The sequence below is a fragment of the Gluconobacter sp. Dm-62 genome (assembly GCF_018256155.1).
In the GTDB taxonomy this organism is placed as follows: Bacteria; Pseudomonadota; Alphaproteobacteria; order Acetobacterales; family Acetobacteraceae; genus Gluconobacter.
The window spans coordinates 1-23,176 of the sequence record NZ_JAERLY010000021.1 but is presented as its reverse complement, the minus strand read 5'-3'; the positions used below and the strand labels follow the sequence as shown (position 1 = coordinate 23,176).

The window sequence follows — 23,176 nt, the reverse complement described above, 5'->3', positions numbered from 1 at the left end:
CTTGCGCTCTCGGTACAAGATCACATTTCCATCGACCGAAAGTTTCGGCTGTTTCCTAAATGAAAGACGATCGATCCAGCGGCCAGCGATGGCACCAGACTACGCGAGGGCCTGCTGGATGAGACCAATATGCCCTCAACGATGTGGGCCGACACGGCGTATCGCTCAAAAGCCAACAAAGACTTTATGGAAAAGCAGGGCTTTGTCTCAAAGGTTCACAGGAAAAAGCCGCATCTTAAACCGATGCCCCGGCGTATCCAGCAGTACAAGGCAGGGAAATCGGTGATCCGATCACGCGTCGAGCATGTCTTTGCGGATCAGAAATCGCAGACAGGGCTGTTCGTCCGAACCGTCGGTATCACCCGAGCCACCATGAGGATCGGCCTGGCCAATATTGTCTACAACCCGCGCCGCGTCCTCTTCCTGGAGCGGATCAACGCGAGCGCGTAGTCATCCAGAGGGGGACAATACCCGATCTGCTCAACACGTAGACCGGATGCCATCGCAGAAACCGTTAATCAAATCGCCAAAACCCAGAAATTACCGGACAAGCACATCAATTAAAGGGTCTTCGATCCCTCCAGGTGATGGAACATGCTAATTTCTCTGTTTTTCAAGTAATATTTTTCTACTTGAGCGGATTATTTCTTTAGAAAACCAAGAATTACGATCTTATGGAGTTGTCCTATCTCTTCCATTCGTTGGGAAGGAGATAACCTTTATGTCCGATGTCCATTTTGTCGAAATGGTCTTTTAGCACTGCCTCTTGCGTTGAATGGGATAGCATAGAAAATCCGGACGCTTCAAAGCTACTTTTCTCACGAAGATAAGCCCGAACATAAATTTCAAACTCGTCGAAAGAAATTCTTCCGTCATGATTTTTGTCAGCTATCGAAAAAGATTGATTTTCATTCGTTTGAACCTGCGCTGAACATGATGATGATACCAAGGCAAAAGATAAAATGCTCCAGTATTTGATAGACACGTTATATCTCCTGAAGATTTTTTAAAATAAACTGTATTTGTTCGATACCACTTGACAGGGTTCGATTTCCAAAAGCTTCGTAGGTTATTTCCTGACGTCTTATGATGGCATCTTGTAGAAACATCCGTACGGCTTTTTTCTCGAACGGATTTTCTGCATTTTGACGTAATTCCAGAATGAGCTTACCGAGCGAAACTAAAGAAAAGGCGCGATCCAGGACGTCCCGAGCACGGTCTTTCTGGCTCAGGAATGACAGTTTCAATGCCAATCGCGATAGTTTCTGGATTTGATCTCCCTGCCACTGTTCTGCAAAAGGTAAATGATGAGACGACGATGTCGCTAACAAATTTACACTTCTGCGTAGTGATCTCATAATCGCGTTGGCATCAGATTCATGATTTGGAGGAAGAAAGACCCGAAATACGAGCACCAGAAGAACGGCACCACAAATAATGGCCATCCAGGTATTTGTTAAGGCGATATCATCATAAACCATTTCATTGGTTACGAGAGACTGTATTGCAAAAAAGACAGCATATCCGAAAGCGCCAATGCTGTATTTTGGATGAAACTGTAGCCAAATTCCCGGCAAAAGAAAAAAACTTAAACTCAGCCAGAGCAAGCAGTATCCGCTAATAAGTGGCAGAACATAAACATGATAGATCCATGTCGCAGGTATGCTCAGCACAGTTCCTATTGCCATAGCCATACTAGCCTTCGATGCTGAGGGCACCGTAGAAAGCAGGCTGGATGCTGCAATGACATACATCATCATCATAGGACCATTCGGCCACGCTGTTACATACCAGATGAATGTCGCAAGCAGCGTGATCAGGATGCCTCTGGCTCCATTACGGAGCGCTGTCGGCCATTCCAGATAAGGAGATACGCGCATTGGAACCCGATTTTTTTTCTCTGTGAGTTCCTCGATGATGCGACGTAATGCCAACAAAAGATTTTTCACATTATGCACAGACGCAAGGCTGGCGGCTGTAAGCATTTCTTCTGCTTCAAATATCTCTAGAGACTGAATACCTTGGTCGAGTGTTTTTAATATTGATTCCGGATCGTTCCGCCATGAAGGATTTCTTATACCGTCGATCACGTTTTTTAGCATGCGTGTTGCGTAGGCGTGGATCTCGTAAAACCGGGTATGGGGTTGGTGCAGGTTGCTCCAGTGAGGATGATAACCCGCAATCACACCGGCCATTTGATTGACCGCCATTTTATAGCTTGAAAGATGGTCTTTGATTTCGGGATTATCTGACGCTGCATATTCCAGCAATGGCGTCAGAGCCGTTATTTTCTTCAATACGGCCTGACGGCTATCATAGAGTGCAACAGGAAGCGTTCTGAAATCTGAACCGTCAGCGACAGAGAGAGCCGTAAGACTGCTATGAAAAGATTTTGCGTGTTCCAGAACCGCTAGAAAAGCGTCATTTAATGCCCTGTGAACGGGTTGGCTTCGACGTGGAGACGTCGCCAAAAAAATAACAGCCGTACTCACTACGCCGATGACCACGTCAGATAATCTCATCATCGCAGACATGAAGACGCTCTCAGGATGAGAGAATGACGAAAATGCGACAATGATGATTGTATATCCCGTCAGAACAGCGGCATAAGCCCGATACAGTCTCAGAAGACTGGCGGTCATGCAGGCTAATCCAACGATGAGAGCCAAGGCCACGAAATAAAGCCAGGCGGACTGAACAAAACAGCCCATAATGGCCACACTCAAGCCCGCTCCGAACACTGTTCCCAAAACGCGCCAAAGGCTTTTGGAAACGAGTGCACCAACCATGGGATGTGCGACAATCACCACAGTTGTCACAGTGCTCATCGGAGAGTCCAACTGTACAACAAATGCTACCAGTAAAGCCAAGCCGACTGACAGACAGACACGAACGGCAAAAGCAGTGGTTTTTAAAAACCCGCTCCATCGTGCTTCTGAAAACCAGAATGATTGTGGAGACCAAAGCCTCTTCCGAACGATGGTCGTCATACAGACGCGCCATGATCAGTAGAGAGAAGCGCTTCCATCATATCCAGATCTTTTGTCAGGGTCAGCTTCTGGCTCATGGACAATCCGGTTGTCAGTTCTGCTTCCAGGTCAGCAGCCAGGCGATGAAAAAGCCTGCACTGTTTCCTACCCTCAGAGGTCAGAAGAACCATCTTAGGCTCAGGACTCATAGCCAGAACATGACGGTTGCGGCGAGGCAGATGGTTGAGAAGAAGACGGTCGGGCATCTATCGTAGCGGGTTGCGACCCGCCGCCAGTCCTTGAGCCTTCCGAACATGATCTCAATGCGATTGCGGCGTTTATATTTTCTCTTATCGTATTTGACCGGTTTTCCGCGAGATTTTCGTCCTGGAATGCAGGGCTTTATCCCTTTCTCTTCCAGGGCGTCCCTGAACCAGTCGGCGTCATACCCTCGATCTCCCAGCATCCATTGTGCTGCAGGAAGACTGTCCAACAGGGCAGCGGCACCAGTATAATCGCTGATCTGCCCCGCAGTCATGAAAAAGCTCAGCGGTCGTCCGTTCTGATCGGTGACCGCATGCAGTTTGGTGTTCATACCGCCTTTGGTGCGACCGATCAGGCGGCCTGGATCCCCTTTTTTAGCCGCAGGCTTGAAGCCGTGCGGTGCGCCTTGAGATACGTCGCATCAATCATAATCGTCTGAGGCTCGGCTTTCGCAGTAGACAGGCCATCCATCATCCGCATGAAAATGCCCATGTCGCCCCAACGCTTCCAGCGATTGTAGAGCGTTTTGTGCGGACCGTATTCCCGGGGCGCATCACGCCAGCGCATACCATTGCGGTTCACAAAAATGATGCCGCTCAGCACACGGCGGTCATCAACGCGAGGTTTGCCGTGGCTCTTGGGAAAAAACGGCCGCAGACGTTCCATTTGTTCGTCCGTCAGCCAAAACAGGTCGCTCATCTTCAGTCTCCTCACAGAGCCTGAATCAAAATTCCCCATTCAAATCAATGGGTCCTGAGCCTAGTACGAATTATTTCACAAATGGCGCCAATACCCGGACAACGGGTCTTGATATTACTGCACGATATTCTTCAGATTTCGGCCAATACGGAAAAGTAGACTGGGACGCAGCAGTCAATTTCAATCATACGAACGTAAAAGATATTGCACGAACAGGGGAGGGGACACCTGTTTTGAATGCTCAGCAGATCAGTTTGATGTCAACGGAAAATCCGGCCAATAAGCTGATTTTTGGTGGGATCTGGCGTCGCGGAAAGTGGAATGTGGCCGTTCATGAAATCCGCTATGGTCATACGACATCCAATCTGACATTTGTCTCCGGCAGCAACGCTTTCTCGACGACAGATTTCTATCATCAGATTAATCGTCCGCGTTTCGTCACCAATCTGGAAGTTGGCTATCAGGTCCTCCCGCAGCTTCATCTGGCGCTGGGTGGCAACAACGTCGGAAATGCCCATCCAAGCCGGGTGCCTTCTTTCACAGCAGATTATAATAACAATCTTTATGATACGCTCAGTCAGCAGCTGTCCGAAGAAGGAGGCTTTTACTATCTGCGGGCTGATCTGACGCTTTGAAACATGGAATATTTAGAAAATCTGTAGGCCTGAAAGAGTCATGAGATGCTAAAAGTTGAAAACCTTTCCAAGGCGTTTGACGGGCGTATTGCACTGGGAAAAGTCAGTTTCTCCGTTCAGGCAGGCGAAATTGTTGGAATTATAGGGCGCTCCGGAGCGGGAAAAACGACACTTTTGCGCTGTTTGAATGGTGCAGAAACGCCTGATACAGGTCACGTTTTTATTGAAGGAAAGGATCTAAGCAGATTTAAAGAGCGTGATCTTCTAGCCCTTCGGCAGCGTATTGGTCTTGTCTTTCAGAGCTTCAACCTTCTGCAGTCCCGAACGGTCACAGGCAACATCTCTCTTGCACTCGAGATTTTAGGGATTCCTAAAAAAGAACGCCTCTATCGAATAGAGAAGCTGATACAACTGGTCGGACTTGAAGGACAGGAGACAAAATATCCGACACAGCTTTCCGGAGGGCAAAAGCAGAGAGTAGGAATAGCGAGAGCTCTAGCAGGAAATCCGGCTATTCTTTTGTGTGATGAAGCAACATCTGCGCTAGACCCAGAGGCAACCACCTCCATTCTCGCTCTTCTTGAAGAAATAAATAAAGAGTTAGGCGTCACGATCGTTCTGATTACCCATGAAATGGATGTTATACGAAACCTTGCTCACCGAGTGCTCGTGCTCGATCAGGGACACATTGTTGAAGATATTTCAACCGAGGCCCTTGCCAAAGGGCAGGCCCATCATGCGTTAACGAGATCCTTCATCAATGACGATCAGGTACATCTCGCTGACTGCCTGCGCTCATTCGTGACCGAGAAGGCGTTTTCGGGCGCTATGCCGGTTTTGCGTTTAGGCAGTATGCAGAATGAGCTATCGTCAACACTACTGACTGATCTCTATCGGACTTTCGGTATTACGGCTTCTATCCTACAGGCTGATATTCGTGGAAAGTCTTCAGGAGGTCACGACACCCTTGTTCTGACTTTATCGCATAATCATGAGCATGCTATTCAATGGCTTTCGCAAAATGTCGAAGAACTGGAGGTCATCGGGTATGCGTCTTCAGATCTTTGAACTGTTTTGCAAAGCAACTCTGGCAACCCTTGAAATGGTTTTCGCATCTGCCGTGATCGCTGTTTTTTTTGGTTTGCCTCTCGCTATTCTTTTAACCATCACAAGACCCGGTGGGCTATGGCCTATACGGTCTATCGGCAGGGTTTTGGGATTTGTTGTCGATCTGACAAGAGCAGTCCCGTTCATTATTCTGCTTTTGATCCTTATTCCTTTTACGCGCTTCGTGGTGGGGACCGCGCTTGGTACCGCTGCTGCAATCGTGCCTCTTTCCATCACAGCGATCCCTTATTTTGCGCGCATTGCAGAAGTGTCGTTAAGAGAGGTGAGTCCAGAATTAATCGATGCCGTTCGCGCAATGGGTGCAACACGAGCAAAAATCGTGCGCTCTGTGCTCATTCCCGAAGCGTTGCCTGGTCTGGTTTCTGGTTTGACCGTGACACTGGTTAGCCTGATCAGTGCGTCCGCCATGGCAGGTGTTGTTGGTGCTGGAGGGCTGGGAGATCTGGCGATCAGGTACGGATATCAAAGATTTAATACTGCCATGATGTTATGGGTCGTGAGTATTCTTGTTGCATTGACGATTATCGTTCAGTTTTGCGGGAATATAGTTTCTGCACGTTTGAAAGCATATAATCGTTAGTCTCAGGGCATATAACCACAAGATGACGGATGGTGATCGGAAGATGGCTGGCGGACGAGCAGATAATTTGACGCATCAAAGATGGCATGAATACGACGCTTTACGCAGTTAATGAGGAAAACAGACGTCCGCTTCCCTTTTGAACAGTCTTTTCCTGCCCAATGGCTGCTGAGAGATCGTGAGTATGCCGCGGACTGGCTTAGCGACGCGCCTTGTAAGAAAAAGGGGTCAAACCCTGGAAATCTCGCGGGGAACCGAGCAAATACGACAAGCGGAAATATAAACGCTGCAACCGCATCGAGATTATGTTCGGAAGGCTCAAGGACTGGTGGCAGGTCGCAACCTGCTACGACAGATGCCCGACCGTCATCTTCTGGCTATGAGCCCTATATTTAATGCAAACATTCACTCAACAGATAGCATCTCAGATGGAAATCTATCATGTCCAAAGGCAAACCCTTGGGTAAAATAGGTCCGTGCAAAACGCCGCACCGTCCTTTGTAATGGACAAGGTGGCCTTATTATTGGTTGAAAATGCCTCCCATCTTATTTCTGACCGTTCTTCTACCGAAACAAAGTCTCTCCAGATATTATGTATGATACGCGAAATCTTTGGATCAACATCTTGATATCTCGTTGGTAAGTTCGCTCTGTTATAGCCTTCCCGCCACCATACGTTTGCCAGTTCGGCACCATGTGGGGCACCCGTTTCATTGGGGCCGATGCTTCCGAAAAGATATTTATGAACGGGCTGAAATTTGCTCAGTGCAAGGGCATAGCGGGTCGTCGGGTTTTGAAAGACAAGATCCCCTGCGACCGCACGCCATATTCCCAGAGGGTCATGGTGGGGTAGGGCATCCCGATAGCGGTTCACGATATCGGTCCCACTCAGGCCGAGAGGCTGTACTCTTGGGTCCAGTAAGCGCGCAGTATCTGTAAATGTGAGATGCGAGTGCACGCTGGAATGGGACAGGTATTCCGCCGATGTCGTGCCAATCATAACTGCAACCTGCGTTACCAGCCCTTGGACAGCGGCTGTTTCTGGATCAAGGGGTAAGGACGCAGCGTCAATGACTGGCTGGAAGGGAATTCCTACAATTGTGACTCGGCCGTCTCGAGTGAAGTCATGCTGTTCGTAGGATTCATTGCAGATCTCTTGCTGAGCAGCGAGAAGCTGATGAATGGGTATCGCTTCGAGGGTTTGAAGTGATGGCTGGCCGAGACGTTTCAGAAAGCGTTGTGTCGTCAGGCGTGCGTCTTTGTGTGGGAGCACCGCTGGGGTAGCTCCGGACTGGATCATGGTCCGGGAAAACAATCCTTTTGCCGCAGGCATGGCCATAAGAGTGGAAACGGCAAATCCACCCGCAGATCGTCCGGCCAGAGTGACGCGTTCGGGGTCTCCTCCAAAGAGGGCGATGTGCTTCTGAACCCACTCCAAAGCTTTGATGATATCAAGTAGCCCGCGATTTTCGGGCGCGCCATCCAGGCTTAAAAATCCCAGTGCTCCCAATCTGTAATTGAGCGTTACTTCAACAATTCCGCTTGCTGCGAAGGCGCCTGTCTGGAGGAGTGGTTCGTTTCCGGAACCGACGGCGTATCCGCCTCCGTGCAGCCAGACAAGAACGGGAGCTTTTCCCTCCCGGGCTGGACTACGGATATTGAGGGTTAGAAAATCCTCACCGGCATCCAGCATGGATGTGGCCCCTTTCCCAACAGGTCCATAGGTTGGGATCTGTGGGCAGACGGCACCAAGGCGGTGAGCGGATCTCACACCGGTCCAGGGTGCAACGTCCTGAGGTGCTGCGAACCGATTTCCAGGAACAATAGGGGCGGCATAGGGAACGCTCAGGAATGTCAGAATTCCGTTTTCTGTGAAGCCTTCTATCGCGCCACTTTCGATCATAATCTGCGTCATGAGATGTTCCTTCACTGCTTTATCCGCCGACGGCCCGACGAAGATTGATCAGACGTTCAATGATGATGATGGGTACCAGACTGAGGAGCACCACGAGGACTGAGAGCGACGCGACCTGCGGGTCCGTCCGGAACTGGATGTACTGATAGATGGCGAGTGGCAGCGTAACGGCTCTATGGCCTGCAATGAACAGGGCGATAACGGCTTCGTCGAAGGAAAACAGGAATGCGATCAGAAATCCGGTGATGAGGTGTGGCCTGAGTGCGGGTAGAATGACACGGCAGAAACTCTGCCAGGGCGAAGCGCCGTGAATGCGAGCGGCTTCTTCTAGTGTGCGGTCCAACTGTGCAATCCCGGAGGACACAATGCGCGTCGTATAGGGCAGTGTGATGCTGATATGGGCCAGAATCAATCCTGTCAGCGTGTCCAGGAGGCCAAGCGGTTGCAGGGTCATCATCAGTCCGACCGCCAGCACGATATGGGGCATCAGCATTGGAGAAAGAAAGAACCATTGCAGGCTTTGCCGTCCCGGGAAGTGGCCTCTCACCAGAGCAAAAGCAGCGCTCGTCCCCACAATCAGGGAGAGCCCCGCAGAGCATCCTCCGATCAACAGACTGGTTTTTCCAGCCTGAAGGAAAAGGGGGTTATGCAACACCCTGGCATATGAAATTAGGGAAAAACTCGCGGGTGGAAAGCTGAGGTAGGGACGTATATCGAACGACACGATCAGCACGATAATCAATGGTGCGAGCAGGAATAGGTAAATCAGGCCAATCAGAAGATGCCACGCCACCCTGACGGTTCGGTCGTGTTTCATGACTGGCTCTCCACGCGCTGAAGAATTCTCTGATAGAGCGTCACGAATATTCCGAAAAAGGCCAGGAGGGTAATGGACAGGGCGCCGGCAAATGGCCAGTCCAGAGCTATGGTCGTCTGGTTGAAGATTTCTGTTGCAAGGACAAAGACGCGCCCTCCGCCCATCAACTGAGGTGTCACGAGTGAGCTGATTGCGAGAACGAAGACAAGCAGCGAGGCTGTCATCAGTCCTGGAAGGGAGAGAGGCAGCAAGACGCGCCAGAAGACCTGAAGGCGACGTGCCCCGAGGAGGGAGGCCGCCTGTTCAAGCTCCGCATCCAGACGGCTCAGGTGGCTGAGGATGGAAATAATGCCATAAGGCAGCAGGATCTCCACCAGCGCGACAACCGTGGCAAAGGGACCGTTATCCAATCGTGTGGGCTGCGCCAGAATGCCAGCCCACACGAGGGTCGTGTTAATGAGGCCATGTCGCCCGAGGATGACCATCCAGCCGTAGGTCCGGATGACTGTGGATGTCAGGAGGGGCGCAATGGCCAGCGCTGTCAGGGTGCCTCGCCAGCGGCTTTGCGACCGGGCAAGGAAAAGCGCGACGGGAAAAGCCATTGGGACGGTAATGACAACACAGAGCAGCCCAATGAAAATCGTGCGTCCAATGACCCACCAGTAAAAACTGTCCTCGAAAAGCCGGACATAGGCGTGGAGGGAGAGTGTATGTCCGGTCGTAGGCTGGAGAGACGTCCTGGCCAGCCAGAGGAGCGGGAAGACGAATGTCACGACAAGGGCCGCAACACCCGGAAGGATGAGCAGGACCTGCAGCCAGGACGGCTGTTTTCTGACAGACACCCTCATGAACTCGGATGGCCTGAAGTGAGGGTGTCGGAGATCGGCTCTTGAAGGACTGACATGTCGCTGGCCTGCCAGTGCAGGTCAACCATGTCTCCCATCTGGGCTGGTTGGCCCTGATCTTCCTGCTGTTCAACGGTGAGTGTTACATACCCGACACGGACCAGATAAGTTCGGCGCTCACCCGTGTAAACAACGTTTTCGATCACACCCTGGCAGCATGTTTCGAGACTGTTGCCCAGTCTGATGCGATGGGGACGGATCAAGAGGGTTCTGCGGCCTTTCCAGCCTTCGGAAAAGCCAATGAAAAGTGTGCCGATGCCTTCCGCATGGATACGTTTGCTATCGACCCACACAGCCTCGATGAAGTTGCTGCGTCCCACGAAGGACGCCACGAACCGGTTTGCGGGACGAGTATACAGATCTGCCGGTGTGCCAAACTGCTGGAGGCGTCCTTCCGACATGACGGCAACCTGATCCGCAATGGACAGAGCTTCGTCCTGATCATGCGTCACAAAGATGGCGGTGATCCCAAGGCGTTTCTGGAGCGCACGAATTTCCGTGCGCACCGTATCGCGCAACCGGATATCAAGATTGGCCAGCGGCTCATCCAGCATGAGAATGTCAGGCTCGATGGCAAGCGCCCGCGCCAGTGCCACTCGTTGCCGTTGTCCGCCGGAGAGTTCAGTGATGCGCCTGTTCTCCAGCCCGGTCAGGTGCAGGAGAGAGACCAGTTCCACCACACGCCGCCGGCTCTCTTCCCCTTTGATCCCCCGGACATCCAGGCCAAAGCTGATATTGCGGGCGACGGAGAGGTGAGGAAACAGGGCATAAGATTGAAACACCATTCCCATGTTGCGTGCGTGAAGAGGGGTTTCCGTCATTTGACGCCCCGCAACGTGCAACTGTCCTGAATCAACCGGGGTCAGGCCTGCAATCATGCGGAGTAGGGTGGTTTTTCCGCATCCGGAAGGGCCCAGTAAGGTCAGCATCTGCCCGCGTTTCAGCGTAAAGCTGACGTCATCGACGGAACGCCTTTCTGCGCCCGGAAATTGCCTCGTGAAGCCGCTGACGGAGAGATAGGCTGGTGTTGAGTCTGTTTCAGCCACTGATGACCTCACGTTGAATACGGCGGATCCAGCTATTGTAGTGCTGGCTAACGAAACCCCAGTCCAGATGCAGTTCACGGCGTGCTGTCTCTGGTCGGCCGAAAATTGCTTCGGATGTCTCGTCTGACAGTACAACCTGACGGTTTACAGGCCCATAAAACGCGACATTCGCAAAGGCTGTCTGCACGTCCGGGGAAAGGGCATGTTCAATGAAGGCCTGCGCCAGTCTGGTGCGTTGCGGAGGGGCCGTCAGGTTGAGCGTATTGATCTGTGCGACGCTGCCTTCAGACGGAACGACAGCACGCAGCGTATCCGGATTGTCCCGTGCAAGCATCTGGCCGCGGCCGTTCCATCCAACACCCAAGGCAATCGTCTGGGCCAGCGTCAGGGTGTAAATGTCGGGCTGTGCGTTCCAGGTTGCGACATAGGGGGCAAACTGTCGCATGAGGGTCAGTCCCGGCTCGATGTTCTGCCTGTAGTCCCCTCCGGCCATGCGCGTCAGAAGGGGAAGGAGTACAACGCCACGCGTATCCTCGACAGGCATGGCGATCTGGTCCGTCAAATCGGGACGCCCAAGTTCACGCCAGCTTTCCGGAGGACGCGTCAGAACGCGGCTGTCATAAATGAGCGACAGATTATCCCGTGAGAATGCGACACCATTCATGGCATCGAAGCGTCCCCAGTCCGGGATATCGCGCAGGGTCGGGATCTCTTCCTCCCGTAGAATGAAAGTTAGTCCTTCCTGTTTGGCAAGAATAGCGACCGATACATCCGCAATGGCGACATCAATCTGCGGTGCTTCCCGTTCCAGCCGTAGCGCTGCAAGAAGCTGTGCAGAATTGATGATGGGGCGGTACGTCACGCGGACGCCCGGCATGGCGCGTTCGAAACTGTTGATCACGATGGCCTGAAACGCTTTCTGGAAGGGCCCATGAAAGCCGGCTACCGACAATTCCAGATCGCCATCCGCCGCCCGTGCATGTCGCCATGCGGGCAGTGTTGCCAGACCGCCAAGAACCTTGCGACGCGTCGTGAAGTGGGGAGCGGTTGGCATGAGCCGCGTCAGACCTCTGGTGTCCATGTGTCGCGATACAGGCGCAGCCAGTTCTGTCCGAGAATTTTCTCGATTAGCCCTGTGGACCACCCACGGCGCATCATGGCGTCTGTCAGGTTGGGTGTTTCTGGGATGCTGGCAAAGCCCGATGGCTTGCGGATCGTGGTACGGCCAAATTCTGTCAGCTGACGCCCATATCCCTTGTCCCGGTTCGCCCAGAGCAGCCAAGGGCCAGGACGGGGATGTCCTGTACTGAAATCGGTACCCATCGCAATGTGGTCTTCACCCACGATGTTCAGGACATGGGTCATGGCATCCAGATAATCATCGATTGTCGCGTCATTCCCCGCACGTAATCCGGGAGAGAACAGGCTGACACCCACGATGCCGCCTTTTTCGGCGCAGGCTCGGAACAGATAATCTGGCTTGTTGCGTTTCACATCCCGAAGCGCGCGTGGCAGCACATGTGAAATACAGACCGGGCGTCGGGAGTGCTCAATCACGTCGGCGGACGTCAGGTCGCCTACATGACTCAGATCGCACAGCACGCCATGACGGTTCATTTCATGAAGAACCTCGCGTCCGAAGCCTGTCAGGCCACTGTCACGCTCTTCAAGATAGCCAGCCCCTGAATAGTTCTGGGTGTTGTAGGTCAACTGCATGGTATTGACGCCCAGCAGTTTGAAAAGCCGTACATAATCCAGACGGTCTTCCAATGGGGACGTGTTCTGCCAGCCGATACTGATCCCTGTGCGATTGGTGCGTTTGGCGGTCTCGATATCCGCGACGGAGCGGATTGGGATGATCAGATCTGCATTTTCAGCAAAGTGCCGCTCCCAGGTTCGGACATACGCCATGCCCTCACTGAAGTTCTCCCACAGCAGGGACGCAGCATTGACAACGGTCAGGCCGCCGGCACGCATCTGTTCAAAGATTTCGCGGCTCCAGGCACAGGTCTGAAGGCCATCAATCACGATGCTGCGTTGGTGCAGCTGAAAGGAATCCTCGGTCATGCGTTACTCTTCACCTTTGTGGATGTGCCGTTGACAATCTGTTCGGGGTGCCATTCATCCCCAAGGAGTTCTGGTCGGTCGAACTCACGGAAAATATTCAGCCAGTCCTGGCTGTTTTCGCGCAGGAAAGATGCTGCGACACCATGGACCAGCCTTTGAACAGCCTCATCCATCGCGGGTGCGCCACTCGTGAGCTTGCCATGGCTCAGCACAGAGGCAAAGCACAGACAATAAATCCGGGATAACGGCTCTTTGTCACTGTCTTCGCGTGCAACGAACGAAAAATCCGGTGCCAGATACGGAGATTGGCCGAGAGATTTACTCTCTTCTCCGGCTGGAGGCGTATAATGATCGTCCCAGAGGCTGATCTTGGACGCAAATGAGGAAAGTTCTGGTCGAGATGTAACGTCACAGGAAAAACCGGTCGCAAAAATCAGAAAATCCAGCTCCGTTTCACCATGAGGCGTTGTGACGGTTAACGCAGATGCTGTTTCTTCGACCGAGAGCAGGGGGGCATTCACATGCAGTCTTGCATTCTTGTGCCTGAAAACCCGGCGCGTACTGTCGCGTGGGGGAGGGACTGGCGCATCAAGCCCAAGGCGCATCATCTCCCATTTTACTGCGTCTGGCAGGCCAACATATCCCATGACCAGCCCATCACTGCTGATCCCGGTGAACTTGTCCACACTTGGGAGGGCTTCGCGACGGACGAAAAGGTCAACGCCAGCAGCGCCAGCCTCCAGAGCGCTCGCAGCGTTGTCCATTGCAGAGGCGCCTGCTCCTACGACCCCAACACGCTTTCCAGCAAGCGCTGTGAAATCGATCATATCGGCGGAGTGGGCGCAGAACCGGGAGGAGATCCCACTGGCAACAGAAGGAAGGGATGGGGCGCCCAGTCCGTCTATTCCTGTTGCCAGTATAACGCGTCGGGCCAAAACTGGAGTGCTTTCTCCTCGCACTGTAACCCTGATGAGCCCATCGTCCTGCGGGGCAATATCTGTGACGTCCATTCCGTTACGAACTGGTAGATCCAGAATGCGTCGATACCAGATGAGGTAATCCATCCACTGTGCGCGTGGAATTTTGTTTAGGCGTTCCCACGCCGCGTTACCGAACTGCGCTTCAAACCAGGCGCGAAACGTCAGGCTGGGAATGCCCAAAGCCGGACCGCAGGCAGATTTCGCTGTACGGAGTGTAACCATGCGGCCGTAGGTGACCCAGGGGCCTTCTGTGCCTTCAGGAGCGCGATCAAGGCAGATGACTGAACTGATGCCACGAAGCCGCAGAGCCGCAGTCGCCGCGAGCCCGATCATGCCTGCGCCGACCACCACCACGTCATAGGTTGGTTCAGGCGCATCATGGAGTGGAAGAACCCATGGTTTTGCCGGGAGGTTCAGATAATCCAGATCGCGGTGAATACGGGCTTCAAGGTCCTGAAGATCGAGCGCTGGCGCTGGTGTGGTGGCCTCAATTCCTTTTGGCATCTGGTGCTCCTGGCTCGGTCTGAAAAAGGCGTGTGTGAAGTTTTTCGAGCGCTTCGGGTGGGTGCCGGATAAAATCTGGCAAAAGGGTACGCGCTGTGATTTCGATCTGTTCGATGAAGCGAAGAATGCCGCTGTCAGCTGCCGAAAACGCCGGTGTCAACACACTCCACGCCCAGGGAATATGTTCCACAATAGGCCGCACGACCGTACCGCCAATGGGAATGCCGTAGGCTGTTACAGGCTCTACAATGGCTACTCCCAGTTCTTCACGGGCACTCATGACAGCATTGAGGGATGTATTGGTTTCTATCCTGGTGAACGAGCTGTTCCCGGATGCCTGAAGAGCTGCGTCGATCGTGCGTCGCAGCCGAAAGGGATTTCCTACGGTCAGAACCTGCTGGGTATGCAGTTGACGAAGAGAAAGGCTGTCGGATTGGGCAAGAGGGTGATCCTCATGCAGAACGGCCACACAGGATGCTTCTCCAATCCAGTGAATGTGCAGATTGGTATCGTCGATGGGCAGGGTCGCCAGACCGACATCAACACTGCCATCCGTCACGGAGCGGACGACCTCATCGGCTGGCATGCCTTTGAAAGACATTGAAATGTCTGAACTGCATTGCATCAGACCGGAGATGGCCCGGGGAACAAGACCGCCAGAGAGTGCAGATGTGGCGCCGCATGTAATCCGGCGATGGTTTCCACCTGCAGCGATTTGTCTGGCTTTCTCCTCAATGTTCTTCAGTCCGATGAAGGAGCGCTTGACCTCATCATAAAGGAGCCGTGCTTCCTGCGTAGCATGCAGCCGCGTCCCGTTCCGCTCGAAAAGGGTAAAGCCAAGTGCTTTTTCCAGTTCCATAATGAGACGGCTGACAGCAGACTGCGTGCGCCCGAGATGACGTGCCGCGCCTGTCATGCTGCCGATCGAAAAGACAGCATGAAAGGCTTCGATCTGACGTCCTGTAATCATGGTTTCAAAATCCGAGGGTGATTGATGTTACCGCTGCAAATCCACCCCCGAGATAATAGCTGGGTGCAGTGCCTGCGATGGACGTCCCATAAATACCTTTTGTGGTCTTGGCATTTGTCCGAACCGTATAGGCGCTGGACAGGTAGTTGCTATCACCGAGGTTCACAAGATTCAGCTGGATCGTCGGGCGATGGATGAAGTGGTAAGTCTTCATGCGGTACCCCAGCGTCATATTGGCCGTCTTGTAAGCGGGGATACTCTCATCATTCATAAACGTTGAGTATTGTGAATCAACGTAATTGAAGAATACGTTGCCGAAAAACTGACCGTCATCATAAGATATGCCTGCAGATGCCGAAAATTTCGGTGTCAGAATTGCACTCTTCCCTTTGGTTGGGAGAAGATCGTTTCCAACAGCAAGGTTGTTGTCGATCGTTGCATGGAGATACTGCCCCGAAACGTATGGGCTCAAATGATGCCAGGGACGAAGGGAAATCTCGACCTGCGCTCCGCGCGTCGTTTGGCCGCCTGCATTGATGAGGTTTGTCGTCAATGCGCCATCAGCATAAACGGATGTCGAAATCTGCCGGTTTGTGAAATTGTAGTTGAAGAAGCCAATGGAGGCATTGATAAGACCAATATGACGATATCCAATTTCTTCGGAAATGGAGTATTCATTCTTGAGGTCAGTTTTTCCAGCCGTCGATATCTTTCCGGTCGAGACACTGAAAGCGTCATAATACGGTACGTCTGACATCGGTGCGTGGAAATTTGTTACCGCGTCGATGAAAATCTGATTGTTTTTGTCAATCTTGTAGCTGGCCTCGAAACGCGGCAGCGGAACTGCGCTATTTGTTCCCCAACGATAGGTCGCACCTGGAATGTTGTTTGTTCCGGATCGTGCCAGAAGCACAGCTTTGAACCCAGCGGTCAGATCAAGCCGATGATTCAGTAGAGACAACCCGTCCTCAATGAAGAAGCCATTGACCTGCTGCATCATGTGGAAATTCTTGGTCGCCAGGATGGAGCCGTTTTGAGTGCGGATATTATTATTGATGATGTCACCTGCCGCACTGACAGGAGAGTAATCGTAGAGGGAGTTTTTGGTCAGATTGCTGTACCAGTAACCAACCTTGAGAGTATTTACGCCTGTCTTCAGCGTGAAATGACCTGAGAAGCCCGTATTGAAGCTGTTGGAGCCTGCAATTGCTGCGGCCACAGCTTTCCCGTTATAGAGCGTAGGGAAGCTGACGGTTCCCGCAGACTGGTTGCCAAGATACAGGCTTCCAGGTGTCAGGGTCGTCCCACTTGGGACCGACCCGCTCATCCACTGATAGTAGGGGGCGATATCAGCCGTCAGACCTTTTGCAAGCGTAAAGTGGCTTGGAGCGCTGATCATCATTGAAGAGCGCTTATATTGATAGAGTCGGTAATAGGTTGTGCTGCCTGGGGTATATTCGCCAGAATAATTGTAGGATTTTCCGTACTGCTTCCATTGCGCAAGAGACAGATATCGTGTTGGGGATTCGTCAATCGTATTCCAGGTAAAGACTGCTGAGGCTCGATTGTCTGCGCCCCATTCTTTTACCGCTTTGGAATCGACATGGTAGCGACGGTTCGTTCCTGGCCCGCGCCAGTTATTGTTGCGGGTATACGAACCAGACATGAATGCCCGGACACCGGAATGGCCGATTTCTCCACTATCCAGACGCAAAAAATCCTTGTTCGTCGCATGCGTTCCGCCTGAAAGCGATAACAGTGCGCCGGCTTTGTGACTGGGGTCCAGCAACGTTTCGGTAATCTGGCCGCCACCTGCATTATAGACAGGAGCGGCAATGTCGCTGCTTCCCTGCGCCAGATCGACACGACCAATATTTTCCGTGTCTGCCCATTCGGACGTATCAGCGATCCCATAAATGGGATCGCCCGCAGGCATTCCTTCAAACACCAGACCGATCTCTGTCTGGTCCAGACCACGAACGGTAATGCTCGTATGGTCCGCGAGACCCAGAGGATCAGAATTGGCCACAACAGCCCCTGGGGACATCTGAAGCAGGTTAAGTGTGTTCGTGGTCGGGGACTGCTTCGCAATATAGTCTCGTGTAACCCCGCTCTGCATGCGTGGAACTGTTTGAACCGGCATGAGGCCTCCGCCGGGTGTCGTATTGGTCACACCTCCGGAGAGCGTCTCTGTTCTGACATGAATTTCTTCCGCTTTGCTGACCGGGGCAGCCTCATGGGTTGTGGCCGCCTTCTTTGGTGTGCGGGAAGGAATTGGCTGTCTATGCATGACGTCATGATCGGACGATTGCTCATCTGCAGCCTGAGCAGTGCCCCCTAATGTCAACAGAATGAGGGTCAGAAGTGCTGGAAACTCACGAGATGCGGACATGGCGGGATCCGGACGAAAAGGTTGGAGGAAACAGGCCCATTCGCATTTTGGCTGTACTCATTAATAACTTTATTAATGAGTACATTTCCATAAGCTACTCAGTGAGTCGTATATTATGTTATCGCATGACGCAACGAGATTAATGATCTAAACTCATTCTTATTCACGATCACTCTTTCCTATTGTCAATGTAAGGAACAAAAATGACCGACGAGCAGCCATCGAATGTGGGGACGATCCAGGTTTTTTATGGAATCTCGTCGCCTTGGGCTTATCTTGGGATGCCAAAGCTGCGTGAAATTGCTCGGTCGGAAGGCGTATCACTTGTGCTGCGACCAATTCGGATCATCCAGAGTAATGGCGGAATCCCTTTGCGGGAGCGCCCCACTGCCCGACAGAATTATCATGTGGTTGAATTGACCCGCTGGCGGAAGTTTCTGGATATTCCTCTTAATCTGAAACCGAAATATTATCCCTGCAGAACTATAGAGTATGCGGCTTGTCTTGTTATTGCCGCGGGTCTCAAAGGCTATGACGATGTCGCTTTGTCATGGGCGATTCAATCCGCATTATGGGCCCATGATCAGGATATTGCGGATACGAATACGCTTGAGGGTATTGTTGAAAAAGTACTCCATTGCGACACCAAAGAGCTCTTAGTCTTTTCCCAAACGCCAGAAGTATACGCTGTATGGAAAAAAAACCTGTCTGACGCAGAACAGCTTGGTATCTTTGGTACTCCTACCTACGTCGTCGGAAACGAACTGTTTTGGGGGCAAGACAGGCTGGACTTTGTGCAACGGAAAATTCGTGGGGGACTATGACTATTATTTTCCTTCGTATCTGCCGTTACCTTCCCAACGCACTCTGGAAACTGTGTTTGAGCGGAGAACTCATAAGCCACGGTAGGCCTGTTCTCACGACAAAAGCATTCTCTAGATAATATGGCTTAAGTCTTCCTGGCAGAGTATATTTCGCGAACAATATTGTTCGTGAATACAAACCAATAATAAAATATTAACCCGGCAGAGGTCCGCCGGGTTAACGTCAAACGTCAGCGCAGCCCACCGGAGGCAATGAGTGTTTCGCCTGTCAGCCAGCGCGCATCATCAGAGGCGAGGAACACGGCAAGTGGAGCAATGTCCTGAACCTGGCCGCTACGTCCCAGTGGTGTTTGTGAAATAATGAGCTGTTCCATTTCGGAACCCACAACATTAGCAGTTTTGGTGCCTTCTGTTTCAATCAGGCCAGGATTGATAGCGTTGACCCGAATATTTCTCGGCCCCAGCTCACGCGCGAGAGAACCTGTAATGGCATCAACGGCTCCCTTTGTTCCCGTATAGACCGCAGAATTTGGTGGCGTAATACGAGATACAACGGAGCTGATATTGATAACGCTACCGCCATCATCAAGGTGTTTGGCGGCGGCCTGGGTCGTCAGTAAAGTGCCAAGCACATTGACATTAAAGAGACGATGGAAATGGTCTTCGGTGATCTCGTCGATCGAAGCAAATTCGTAAACCCCGGAATTATTGACGAGAATATCCAAGCGCCCGAATTGACTGATCGCCGCATCCACGATGGCCTGCGCATCGGATTTAAGAGAAACATCTCCCTGAACAGCGATGGCCTGACCGCCATTGCTGGCAATGGCTGAGACGACGGCGTCCGCTCCGGACTTGCTTGAGGCGTAATTGACGACGACAGCGGCCCCCGCTTCGGCGAGTGCCTTGGCAATACCAGCCCCAATTCCTTTAGAGGCGCCGGTTACGATTGCAACTTTTCCGGAAAGTTTGCTCATGGATATGTGCCTGTCTGTATGGGCCAGAACGCACATGCGTACTTTATGCCCGGTTGATAGAGAGCAACGGATTTAAATGTGGAGTAATCGCTCCAACATAAGGCATATAATGTTTGGATCTCTGGTTTCAAGGATTTATGGAGCGATGACACCAAAAAAAGACCCAAGTGGGCGGCGAGGGCGGGGGCGCCCTCAATCCTTCGATCGCAAGGAAGCCTTGTGTGCTGCCATGCGCTTGTTTTGGGATCGCGGCTATGAGGGGACGAGCTTCGATGATCTGATTTCGGTCATGAAGATCAGTGCTTCCAGCTTTTACAATGCTTTCGGAAGCAAAGAGGCGCTGTATCACGAGGTGATTGAGACCTACATGAGTGTCGCTGGAGGTTGGTTTCTCGATATCCTCGGTGAAGATGCCGATACGCGAACTGTCTTTGAGGATTTAACGAGAGCAGCTGCCGTTGAATTTACACGCCCTAACCAGCCTGCAGGCTGCATGATCTCAGTCGCGGCAACGCAATGCTCCCCTAACCAGCACCGTTTGCGCGATCTTTTGGCTAGTCAGCGGACACAGGCAGAAGGCGCTATGGCTGCACGCTTGCAACAGGGATTGGAGGTAGGTGATTTGCCGATAGATACCGATATTGAGGCTTTGGCAGCGTTCTACGGTTCCCTCCTACGCGGCATGGCTGTCCAAGCTCGTGACGGAGCATCACAGGAGCGGCTGATGGAAATCGCGCGGTTTGGGATGAACGCATGGCCAAAGGCATGACCGAGACTTTAAATGCAATCTTGGCAAGCCTACTTACGAAAAAAGTTTTCCGTATTCATGACAAGCAAACCGTTACTTTTAAGAGGCTACATCGAACCAATTGATTGCGCACCCCATAGCACGAAAATATCCGAGTTGGCATAAGAAATATTATGCGACCTAGCGGTGGCTGCCCAATGCTACAAAAACAAGGCCATGTGCGTCATGGCGTTCGGCTTCACCGCCATCTATAACAAACAACCCATGCGGTGCCGCCGCGTGTGCTCAGGTATGGGATTATTTTTCCATAAAATGATGCGCGATCCCACTGAGGGTCCTGCGCCTTGCCTCCTGAGAATATAACGGTGCACCGATCAGGAGTTCATCAGGCCTGTACCGCTCTGCGAAAGAAGAGATATTTTTTGTGACGTCTTCTGCGGTTCCTACGAAGGTATAACGCAGTGTGCTGTCAAGGAGACGTTGTTCCTGACTATTCCAGGACACTGACCGAGGTGCAGGAAAAGTCGACGGACGTCCCTGACGCAGAGCAACGAAATGCTGCTGTAGAGATGTTGCCGCCTGCTGTGCTTCGGTCTGCGTCTCTCCGATCACTGCGTTGATGCCCAGCATAGCATAAGGTGATTGCAACCGCTCCGAAGGCTCAAACCGCTCACGGTACAGCGTCAGAGCCTCTTCCATCAGATCAGGAGCGAAATGGCTGGCGAATGCGAATGGCAGTCCCATGATGGCGGCCAGATGAGCGGAGAAGAGGGACGATCCCAGCAGCCAGACCGGTATAGTCAGCCCCGCGCCCGGAACGGCAAAGACTGCCTGACCCTGTTCCGGCTTTTCAAAATAACGCAGCAGTTCGAACACGTCCTGTGGGAAGCGGTCAGCGGAGGCCGGATCACGACGCAGTGCGCGCATTGTGGCCTGATCGGAGCCGGGCGCCCGTCCCAGCCCAAGATCGATCCGGCCCGGATAAAGGCTTTCCAGCGTGCCGAATGCCTCGGCAACAGCAAGTGGGGCATGGTTTGGCAGCATGATCCCGCCTGCCCCCACCCGGATGGTTTTCGTAGCGCCTGCGACATAGCCGATCACGACCGCAGTCGCAGCGGAGGCAATGCCCGCCATTGAGTGATGTTCAGCCAGCCAGAAACGCTTGAAGCCCAGACTTTCCGCATGCTGCGCAAGATCCGCACTCCGATGAAGCGCCTCGGTAGCCGAACTACCTTCGGTGATGAACGCGAGATCGAGAATTGAAAGTGGAATCATGTTGCAACATCCTGTCACCAGTTTGCCCATACAGGTGGGGTGAACTGTGGGATGTGCCAAGCAGAAAGGGCGAACCTTCCAAAACTCGGGGGACGTCCTGCTCCAACCTCAGAAAGGAATACTGTTCCTACAGGATACGGTCTGTAGAAAAATTAACGATATCTCTCATGAGCCGGCGGTAGCCGGCCTCAGCACCGCAGGATATGCATCAGCTTGATAGGTTTTTTTCTTTAGAGCTACGTTTTAGAAAATAGATTTTTGATGAGGTTCGAGCCATAAATGCTCGGCTGAGACCAGTTTAGGACCATTATGACGACTTACGCTGCGGGAAATATCCGAACACGTTGGGCTACGAGCAGCGATCTCCCTGCGCTGAAAAATCTCATCAACAGATCTATCGACGCATTACAGGTAGGATTTCTCACTCCTGAGCAAATCATCGCCAGTCACGCCGTCATGGGTCTGGATACCCAGTTGGTTGAAGACGGATCCTATCTCATAGCCGAACATGACGGGGTTTTAGCGGGATGCGGAGGATGGAGTAAGCGCGCAACACTTTACGGAGGTGATCACAGCAGCGATCTTCGTGATCCTATTCTACTCAATCCGGAACGAGACCCTGCGAGGATCAGGGCAATGTACACCGATCCCGCGTTCACGCGAAAAGGGATCGGCAGTCTTATTTTGAAGCAGTGCGAACAAGCTGCAGCAGATCATGGTTTCAGAACTGCTGAGCTTATGGCCACTCTCAGTGGAGAACCTCTCTACATCGCCTCCGGTTATTACCCTTTAGAAAGAGTTGAAGCCACAGGGGATGGAGTGAACGTTCCACTGATACGAATGCAAAAAAAATTAAAGCTTTAGTCTTAGCTGGCAGGTCTGTACAAATTTTCCAAAAAATAGACCCCTCCCCACCCTTATGTCCGTTAATTTACTTTATCGGACATAGGGGGTGGGGCCCAAGAAAGACCCGAAAAGGCCTTTTCGAGGCGTGTTCCAGGGGCGCTCATCCAAGAACAACGTCTGCTTCCAGAAAGACAGCCTGATCGTCTCTGGCCCTCTTCGCGATTGCCGTTTCAACTTACGCAGGTCTGTAACCATTCTGAGGCTCGCGGCTGACTTGGGGGGTAAGCGGAATGTCTGGTCTGAGCAGAAAAGTTGAGGAAGCCGACAGTCGTGATCTCCGTTTCCTCACACAGNGAGATCTTTCGCCTGCTGGTGCGCTACGAGCCGGACGGATTACCCGCCGGAGATGTCGCGCGGCATCTCAATGTCCCGCAGAACACCATCTCGGCCCATCTCGCCACCCTGGCCCGTTCCGGGCTGCTGACCTCGGAGCGTCATAGCCGGCTGATCGTCTATCGCGCCTGTCTTCCGCGCCTGCGGGACCTGATGATCTTCCTCGTCAGGGACTGCTGCGCGGGCAGTCCCGAACTCTGCGCGCCTCTAGTCGCGACCCTGTCCTCCTGCTGTCCCTCCCC

22 protein-coding genes and 2 pseudogenes are annotated in these 23,176 nt (G+C 52.5%); 9 read left to right on the top strand and 15 right to left on the bottom strand.

Annotated elements, in window-relative coordinates; genetic code table 11:
- Positions 1-15: 15 nt before the first annotated feature.
- Positions 16-450 (top strand): annotated as a pseudogene (locus JK202_RS14200) (transposase); the annotation flags it as partial.
- A gap of 235 nt (positions 451-685) precedes the next feature.
- Here JK202_RS14200 and JK202_RS14195 read toward each other — a convergent pair.
- The 4 genes from JK202_RS14195 to JK202_RS14180 all read right to left on the bottom strand — a co-directional run bounded on the left by JK202_RS14195 (position 686) and on the right by JK202_RS14180 (position 3,932).
- Positions 686-985, bottom strand: a complete 300-nt coding sequence (locus JK202_RS14195) for an EF-hand domain-containing protein (RefSeq protein ID WP_015074840.1) — start codon at positions 983-985, stop codon at positions 686-688.
- Between the two features lies 1 nt (position 986).
- Positions 987-2,990, bottom strand: coding sequence for an FUSC family protein (locus JK202_RS14190; RefSeq protein WP_015074839.1), 2,004 nt, complete (start codon positions 2,988-2,990; stop codon positions 987-989).
- Complete coding sequence (locus JK202_RS14185) at positions 2,987-3,160, bottom strand: hypothetical protein (protein ID WP_015074838.1); 174 nt, start codon at positions 3,158-3,160, stop codon at positions 2,987-2,989. The genes JK202_RS14190 and JK202_RS14185 overlap by 4 nt, the downstream gene beginning before the upstream one ends.
- A 14-nt stretch (positions 3,161-3,174) precedes the next feature.
- A protein-coding gene (locus JK202_RS14180; protein WP_100225184.1) for an IS5 family transposase occupies positions 3,175-3,932 on the bottom strand; the annotation gives its coding sequence in 2 pieces (ribosomal slippage) (positions 3,175-3,611 and positions 3,611-3,932; 759 coding nt in all).
- A gap of 47 nt (positions 3,933-3,979) precedes the next feature.
- Between JK202_RS14180 and JK202_RS14175 the strand changes: the two genes are divergently transcribed.
- From JK202_RS14175 to JK202_RS16300, 4 genes and pseudogenes are all read left to right on the top strand, one after another.
- Positions 3,980-4,567 (top strand): TonB-dependent receptor, encoded by a 588-nt coding sequence (locus JK202_RS14175; protein WP_015074836.1) that lies wholly within the window; start codon positions 3,980-3,982, stop codon positions 4,565-4,567.
- Positions 4,568-4,612: 45 nt separating this feature from the next.
- Positions 4,613-5,635 carry a methionine ABC transporter ATP-binding protein gene (locus tag JK202_RS14170; protein ID WP_015074835.1) on the top strand — a complete coding sequence of 341 codons (1,023 nt, stop codon included), beginning with the start codon at positions 4,613-4,615 and terminating at the stop codon, positions 5,633-5,635.
- Complete coding sequence (locus tag JK202_RS14165; RefSeq protein WP_016738654.1) at positions 5,616-6,275, top strand: methionine ABC transporter permease; 660 nt, start codon at positions 5,616-5,618, stop codon at positions 6,273-6,275. The genes JK202_RS14170 and JK202_RS14165 overlap by 20 nt, the downstream gene beginning before the upstream one ends.
- A 71-nt stretch (positions 6,276-6,346) precedes the next feature.
- Positions 6,347-6,658 (top strand): annotated as a pseudogene (locus JK202_RS16300) (IS5/IS1182 family transposase); the annotation flags it as partial.
- A gap of 56 nt (positions 6,659-6,714) precedes the next feature.
- Here the strand turns inward: JK202_RS16300 and JK202_RS14160 are convergent.
- The 9 genes from JK202_RS14160 to JK202_RS14120 are packed head-to-tail and all read right to left on the bottom strand — an operon-like array spanning position 6,715 to position 17,871.
- The gene (locus JK202_RS14160) at positions 6,715-8,190 is read right to left on the bottom strand and encodes a carboxylesterase/lipase family protein (RefSeq protein WP_016738655.1); all 1,476 of its coding nucleotides are present in this window, start codon (positions 8,188-8,190) and stop codon (positions 6,715-6,717) included.
- 19 nt (positions 8,191-8,209) lie between these two features.
- A complete protein-coding gene (locus JK202_RS14155; RefSeq protein ID WP_016738656.1) occupies positions 8,210-9,007 on the bottom strand; it encodes an ABC transporter permease in 798 nt (265 codons plus the stop codon).
- A complete protein-coding gene (locus JK202_RS14150; RefSeq protein ID WP_041240878.1) occupies positions 9,004-9,855 on the bottom strand; it encodes an ABC transporter permease in 852 nt (283 codons plus the stop codon). The genes JK202_RS14155 and JK202_RS14150 overlap by 4 nt, the downstream gene beginning before the upstream one ends.
- Complete coding sequence (locus tag JK202_RS16530; protein ID WP_015075083.1) at positions 9,852-10,958, bottom strand: ABC transporter ATP-binding protein; 1,107 nt, start codon at positions 10,956-10,958, stop codon at positions 9,852-9,854. Before JK202_RS16530 ends, JK202_RS14150 begins: the two co-directional genes overlap by 4 nt.
- Entirely contained in the window at positions 10,951-12,012 is a 1,062-nt protein-coding gene (locus JK202_RS14140; RefSeq protein WP_224777936.1) for an extracellular solute-binding protein, read from the bottom strand. The genes JK202_RS16530 and JK202_RS14140 overlap by 8 nt, the downstream gene beginning before the upstream one ends.
- An 8-nt stretch (positions 12,013-12,020) precedes the next feature.
- Positions 12,021-13,025 (bottom strand): membrane dipeptidase, encoded by a 1,005-nt coding sequence (locus tag JK202_RS14135; protein WP_015075081.1) that lies wholly within the window; start codon positions 13,023-13,025, stop codon positions 12,021-12,023.
- On the bottom strand, positions 13,022-14,509 hold the full coding sequence (locus tag JK202_RS14130; protein ID WP_015075080.1) for an NAD(P)-binding domain-containing protein: 1,488 nt from the start codon (positions 14,507-14,509) through the stop codon (positions 13,022-13,024). Before JK202_RS14130 ends, JK202_RS14135 begins: the two co-directional genes overlap by 4 nt.
- Positions 14,493-15,479, bottom strand: a complete 987-nt coding sequence (locus JK202_RS14125) for a LysR family transcriptional regulator (RefSeq protein WP_015075079.1) — start codon at positions 15,477-15,479, stop codon at positions 14,493-14,495. The genes JK202_RS14130 and JK202_RS14125 overlap by 17 nt, the downstream gene beginning before the upstream one ends.
- Before the next feature lie 4 nt (positions 15,480-15,483).
- Positions 15,484-17,871: a TonB-dependent receptor gene (locus tag JK202_RS14120; RefSeq protein ID WP_015075078.1), complete on the bottom strand. Its 2,388-nt coding sequence runs from the start codon at positions 17,869-17,871 to the stop codon at positions 15,484-15,486.
- 203 nt (positions 17,872-18,074) lie between these two features.
- On the opposite strand from JK202_RS14120, the gene JK202_RS14115 reads away from it, so the two are divergent.
- A complete protein-coding gene (locus JK202_RS14115; protein WP_015075077.1) occupies positions 18,075-18,695 on the top strand; it encodes a 2-hydroxychromene-2-carboxylate isomerase in 621 nt (206 codons plus the stop codon).
- Between the two features lie 230 nt (positions 18,696-18,925).
- Here JK202_RS14115 and JK202_RS14110 read toward each other — a convergent pair whose 3' ends face one another.
- Positions 18,926-19,672 carry a glucose 1-dehydrogenase gene (locus JK202_RS14110; RefSeq protein WP_016738676.1) on the bottom strand — a complete coding sequence of 249 codons (747 nt, stop codon included), beginning with the start codon at positions 19,670-19,672 and terminating at the stop codon, positions 18,926-18,928.
- 145 nt (positions 19,673-19,817) lie between these two features.
- Between JK202_RS14110 and JK202_RS14105 the strand changes: the two genes are divergently transcribed.
- A complete protein-coding gene (locus JK202_RS14105; protein ID WP_235271850.1) occupies positions 19,818-20,441 on the top strand; it encodes a TetR/AcrR family transcriptional regulator in 624 nt (207 codons plus the stop codon).
- A 276-nt stretch (positions 20,442-20,717) separates the two neighbouring features.
- Here the strand turns inward: JK202_RS14105 and JK202_RS14100 are convergent, their stop codons facing one another.
- Positions 20,718-21,695, bottom strand: coding sequence for an LLM class flavin-dependent oxidoreductase (locus JK202_RS14100; RefSeq protein WP_016738678.1), 978 nt, complete (start codon positions 21,693-21,695; stop codon positions 20,718-20,720).
- A 309-nt stretch (positions 21,696-22,004) separates the two neighbouring features.
- Here JK202_RS14100 and JK202_RS14095 point away from each other — a divergent pair, with 309 nt between their 5' ends.
- Positions 22,005-22,559: a GNAT family N-acetyltransferase gene (locus JK202_RS14095; protein WP_015075073.1), complete on the top strand. Its 555-nt coding sequence runs from the start codon at positions 22,005-22,007 to the stop codon at positions 22,557-22,559.
- Positions 22,560-22,871: 312 nt separating this feature from the next.
- The coding region (locus tag JK202_RS14090; RefSeq protein WP_349291870.1) for a helix-turn-helix domain-containing protein at positions 22,872-23,176 on the top strand (305 nt) is incomplete at its 3' end.

What these genes read in the sequence shown, in the direction of transcription:
- JK202_RS14190 (WP_015074839.1), bottom strand. Translation starts at nt 2,990, where the DNA reads ATGACGACCATCGTTCGGAAGAGGCTTTGGTCTCCACAATCATTCTGG.
- JK202_RS14185 (WP_015074838.1), bottom strand. Translation starts at nt 3,160, where the DNA reads ATGGTTCTTCTGACCTCTGAGGGTAGGAAACAGTGCAGGCTTTTTCAT.
- JK202_RS14175 (WP_015074836.1), top strand. Translation starts at nt 3,980, where the DNA reads ATGGGTCCTGAGCCTAGTACGAATTATTTCACAAATGGCGCCAATACC.
- JK202_RS14170 (WP_015074835.1), top strand. Translation starts at nt 4,613, where the DNA reads ATGCTAAAAGTTGAAAACCTTTCCAAGGCGTTTGACGGGCGTATTGCA.
- JK202_RS14165 (WP_016738654.1), top strand. Translation starts at nt 5,616, where the DNA reads ATGCGTCTTCAGATCTTTGAACTGTTTTGCAAAGCAACTCTGGCAACC.
- JK202_RS14160 (WP_016738655.1), bottom strand. Translation starts at nt 8,190, where the DNA reads ATGACGCAGATTATGATCGAAAGTGGCGCGATAGAAGGCTTCACAGAA.
- JK202_RS14155 (WP_016738656.1), bottom strand. Translation starts at nt 9,007, where the DNA reads ATGAAACACGACCGAACCGTCAGGGTGGCGTGGCATCTTCTGATTGGC.
- JK202_RS14150 (WP_041240878.1), bottom strand. Translation starts at nt 9,855, where the DNA reads ATGAGGGTGTCTGTCAGAAAACAGCCGTCCTGGCTGCAGGTCCTGCTC.
- JK202_RS14140 (WP_224777936.1), bottom strand. Translation starts at nt 12,012, where the DNA reads ATGCCAACCGCTCCCCACTTCACGACGCGTCGCAAGGTTCTTGGCGGT.
- JK202_RS14135 (WP_015075081.1), bottom strand. Translation starts at nt 13,025, where the DNA reads ATGACCGAGGATTCCTTTCAGCTGCACCAACGCAGCATCGTGATTGAT.
- JK202_RS14130 (WP_015075080.1), bottom strand. Translation starts at nt 14,509, where the DNA reads ATGCCAAAAGGAATTGAGGCCACCACACCAGCGCCAGCGCTCGATCTT.
- JK202_RS14125 (WP_015075079.1), bottom strand. Translation starts at nt 15,479, where the DNA reads ATGATTACAGGACGTCAGATCGAAGCCTTTCATGCTGTCTTTTCGATC.
- JK202_RS14120 (WP_015075078.1), bottom strand. Translation starts at nt 17,871, where the DNA reads ATGTCCGCATCTCGTGAGTTTCCAGCACTTCTGACCCTCATTCTGTTG.
- JK202_RS14115 (WP_015075077.1), top strand. Translation starts at nt 18,075, where the DNA reads ATGACCGACGAGCAGCCATCGAATGTGGGGACGATCCAGGTTTTTTAT.
- JK202_RS14110 (WP_016738676.1), bottom strand. Translation starts at nt 19,672, where the DNA reads ATGAGCAAACTTTCCGGAAAAGTTGCAATCGTAACCGGCGCCTCTAAA.
- JK202_RS14105 (WP_235271850.1), top strand. Translation starts at nt 19,818, where the DNA reads ATGACACCAAAAAAAGACCCAAGTGGGCGGCGAGGGCGGGGGCGCCCT.
- JK202_RS14100 (WP_016738678.1), bottom strand. Translation starts at nt 21,695, where the DNA reads ATGATTCCACTTTCAATTCTCGATCTCGCGTTCATCACCGAAGGTAGT.
- JK202_RS14095 (WP_015075073.1), top strand. Translation starts at nt 22,005, where the DNA reads ATGACGACTTACGCTGCGGGAAATATCCGAACACGTTGGGCTACGAGC.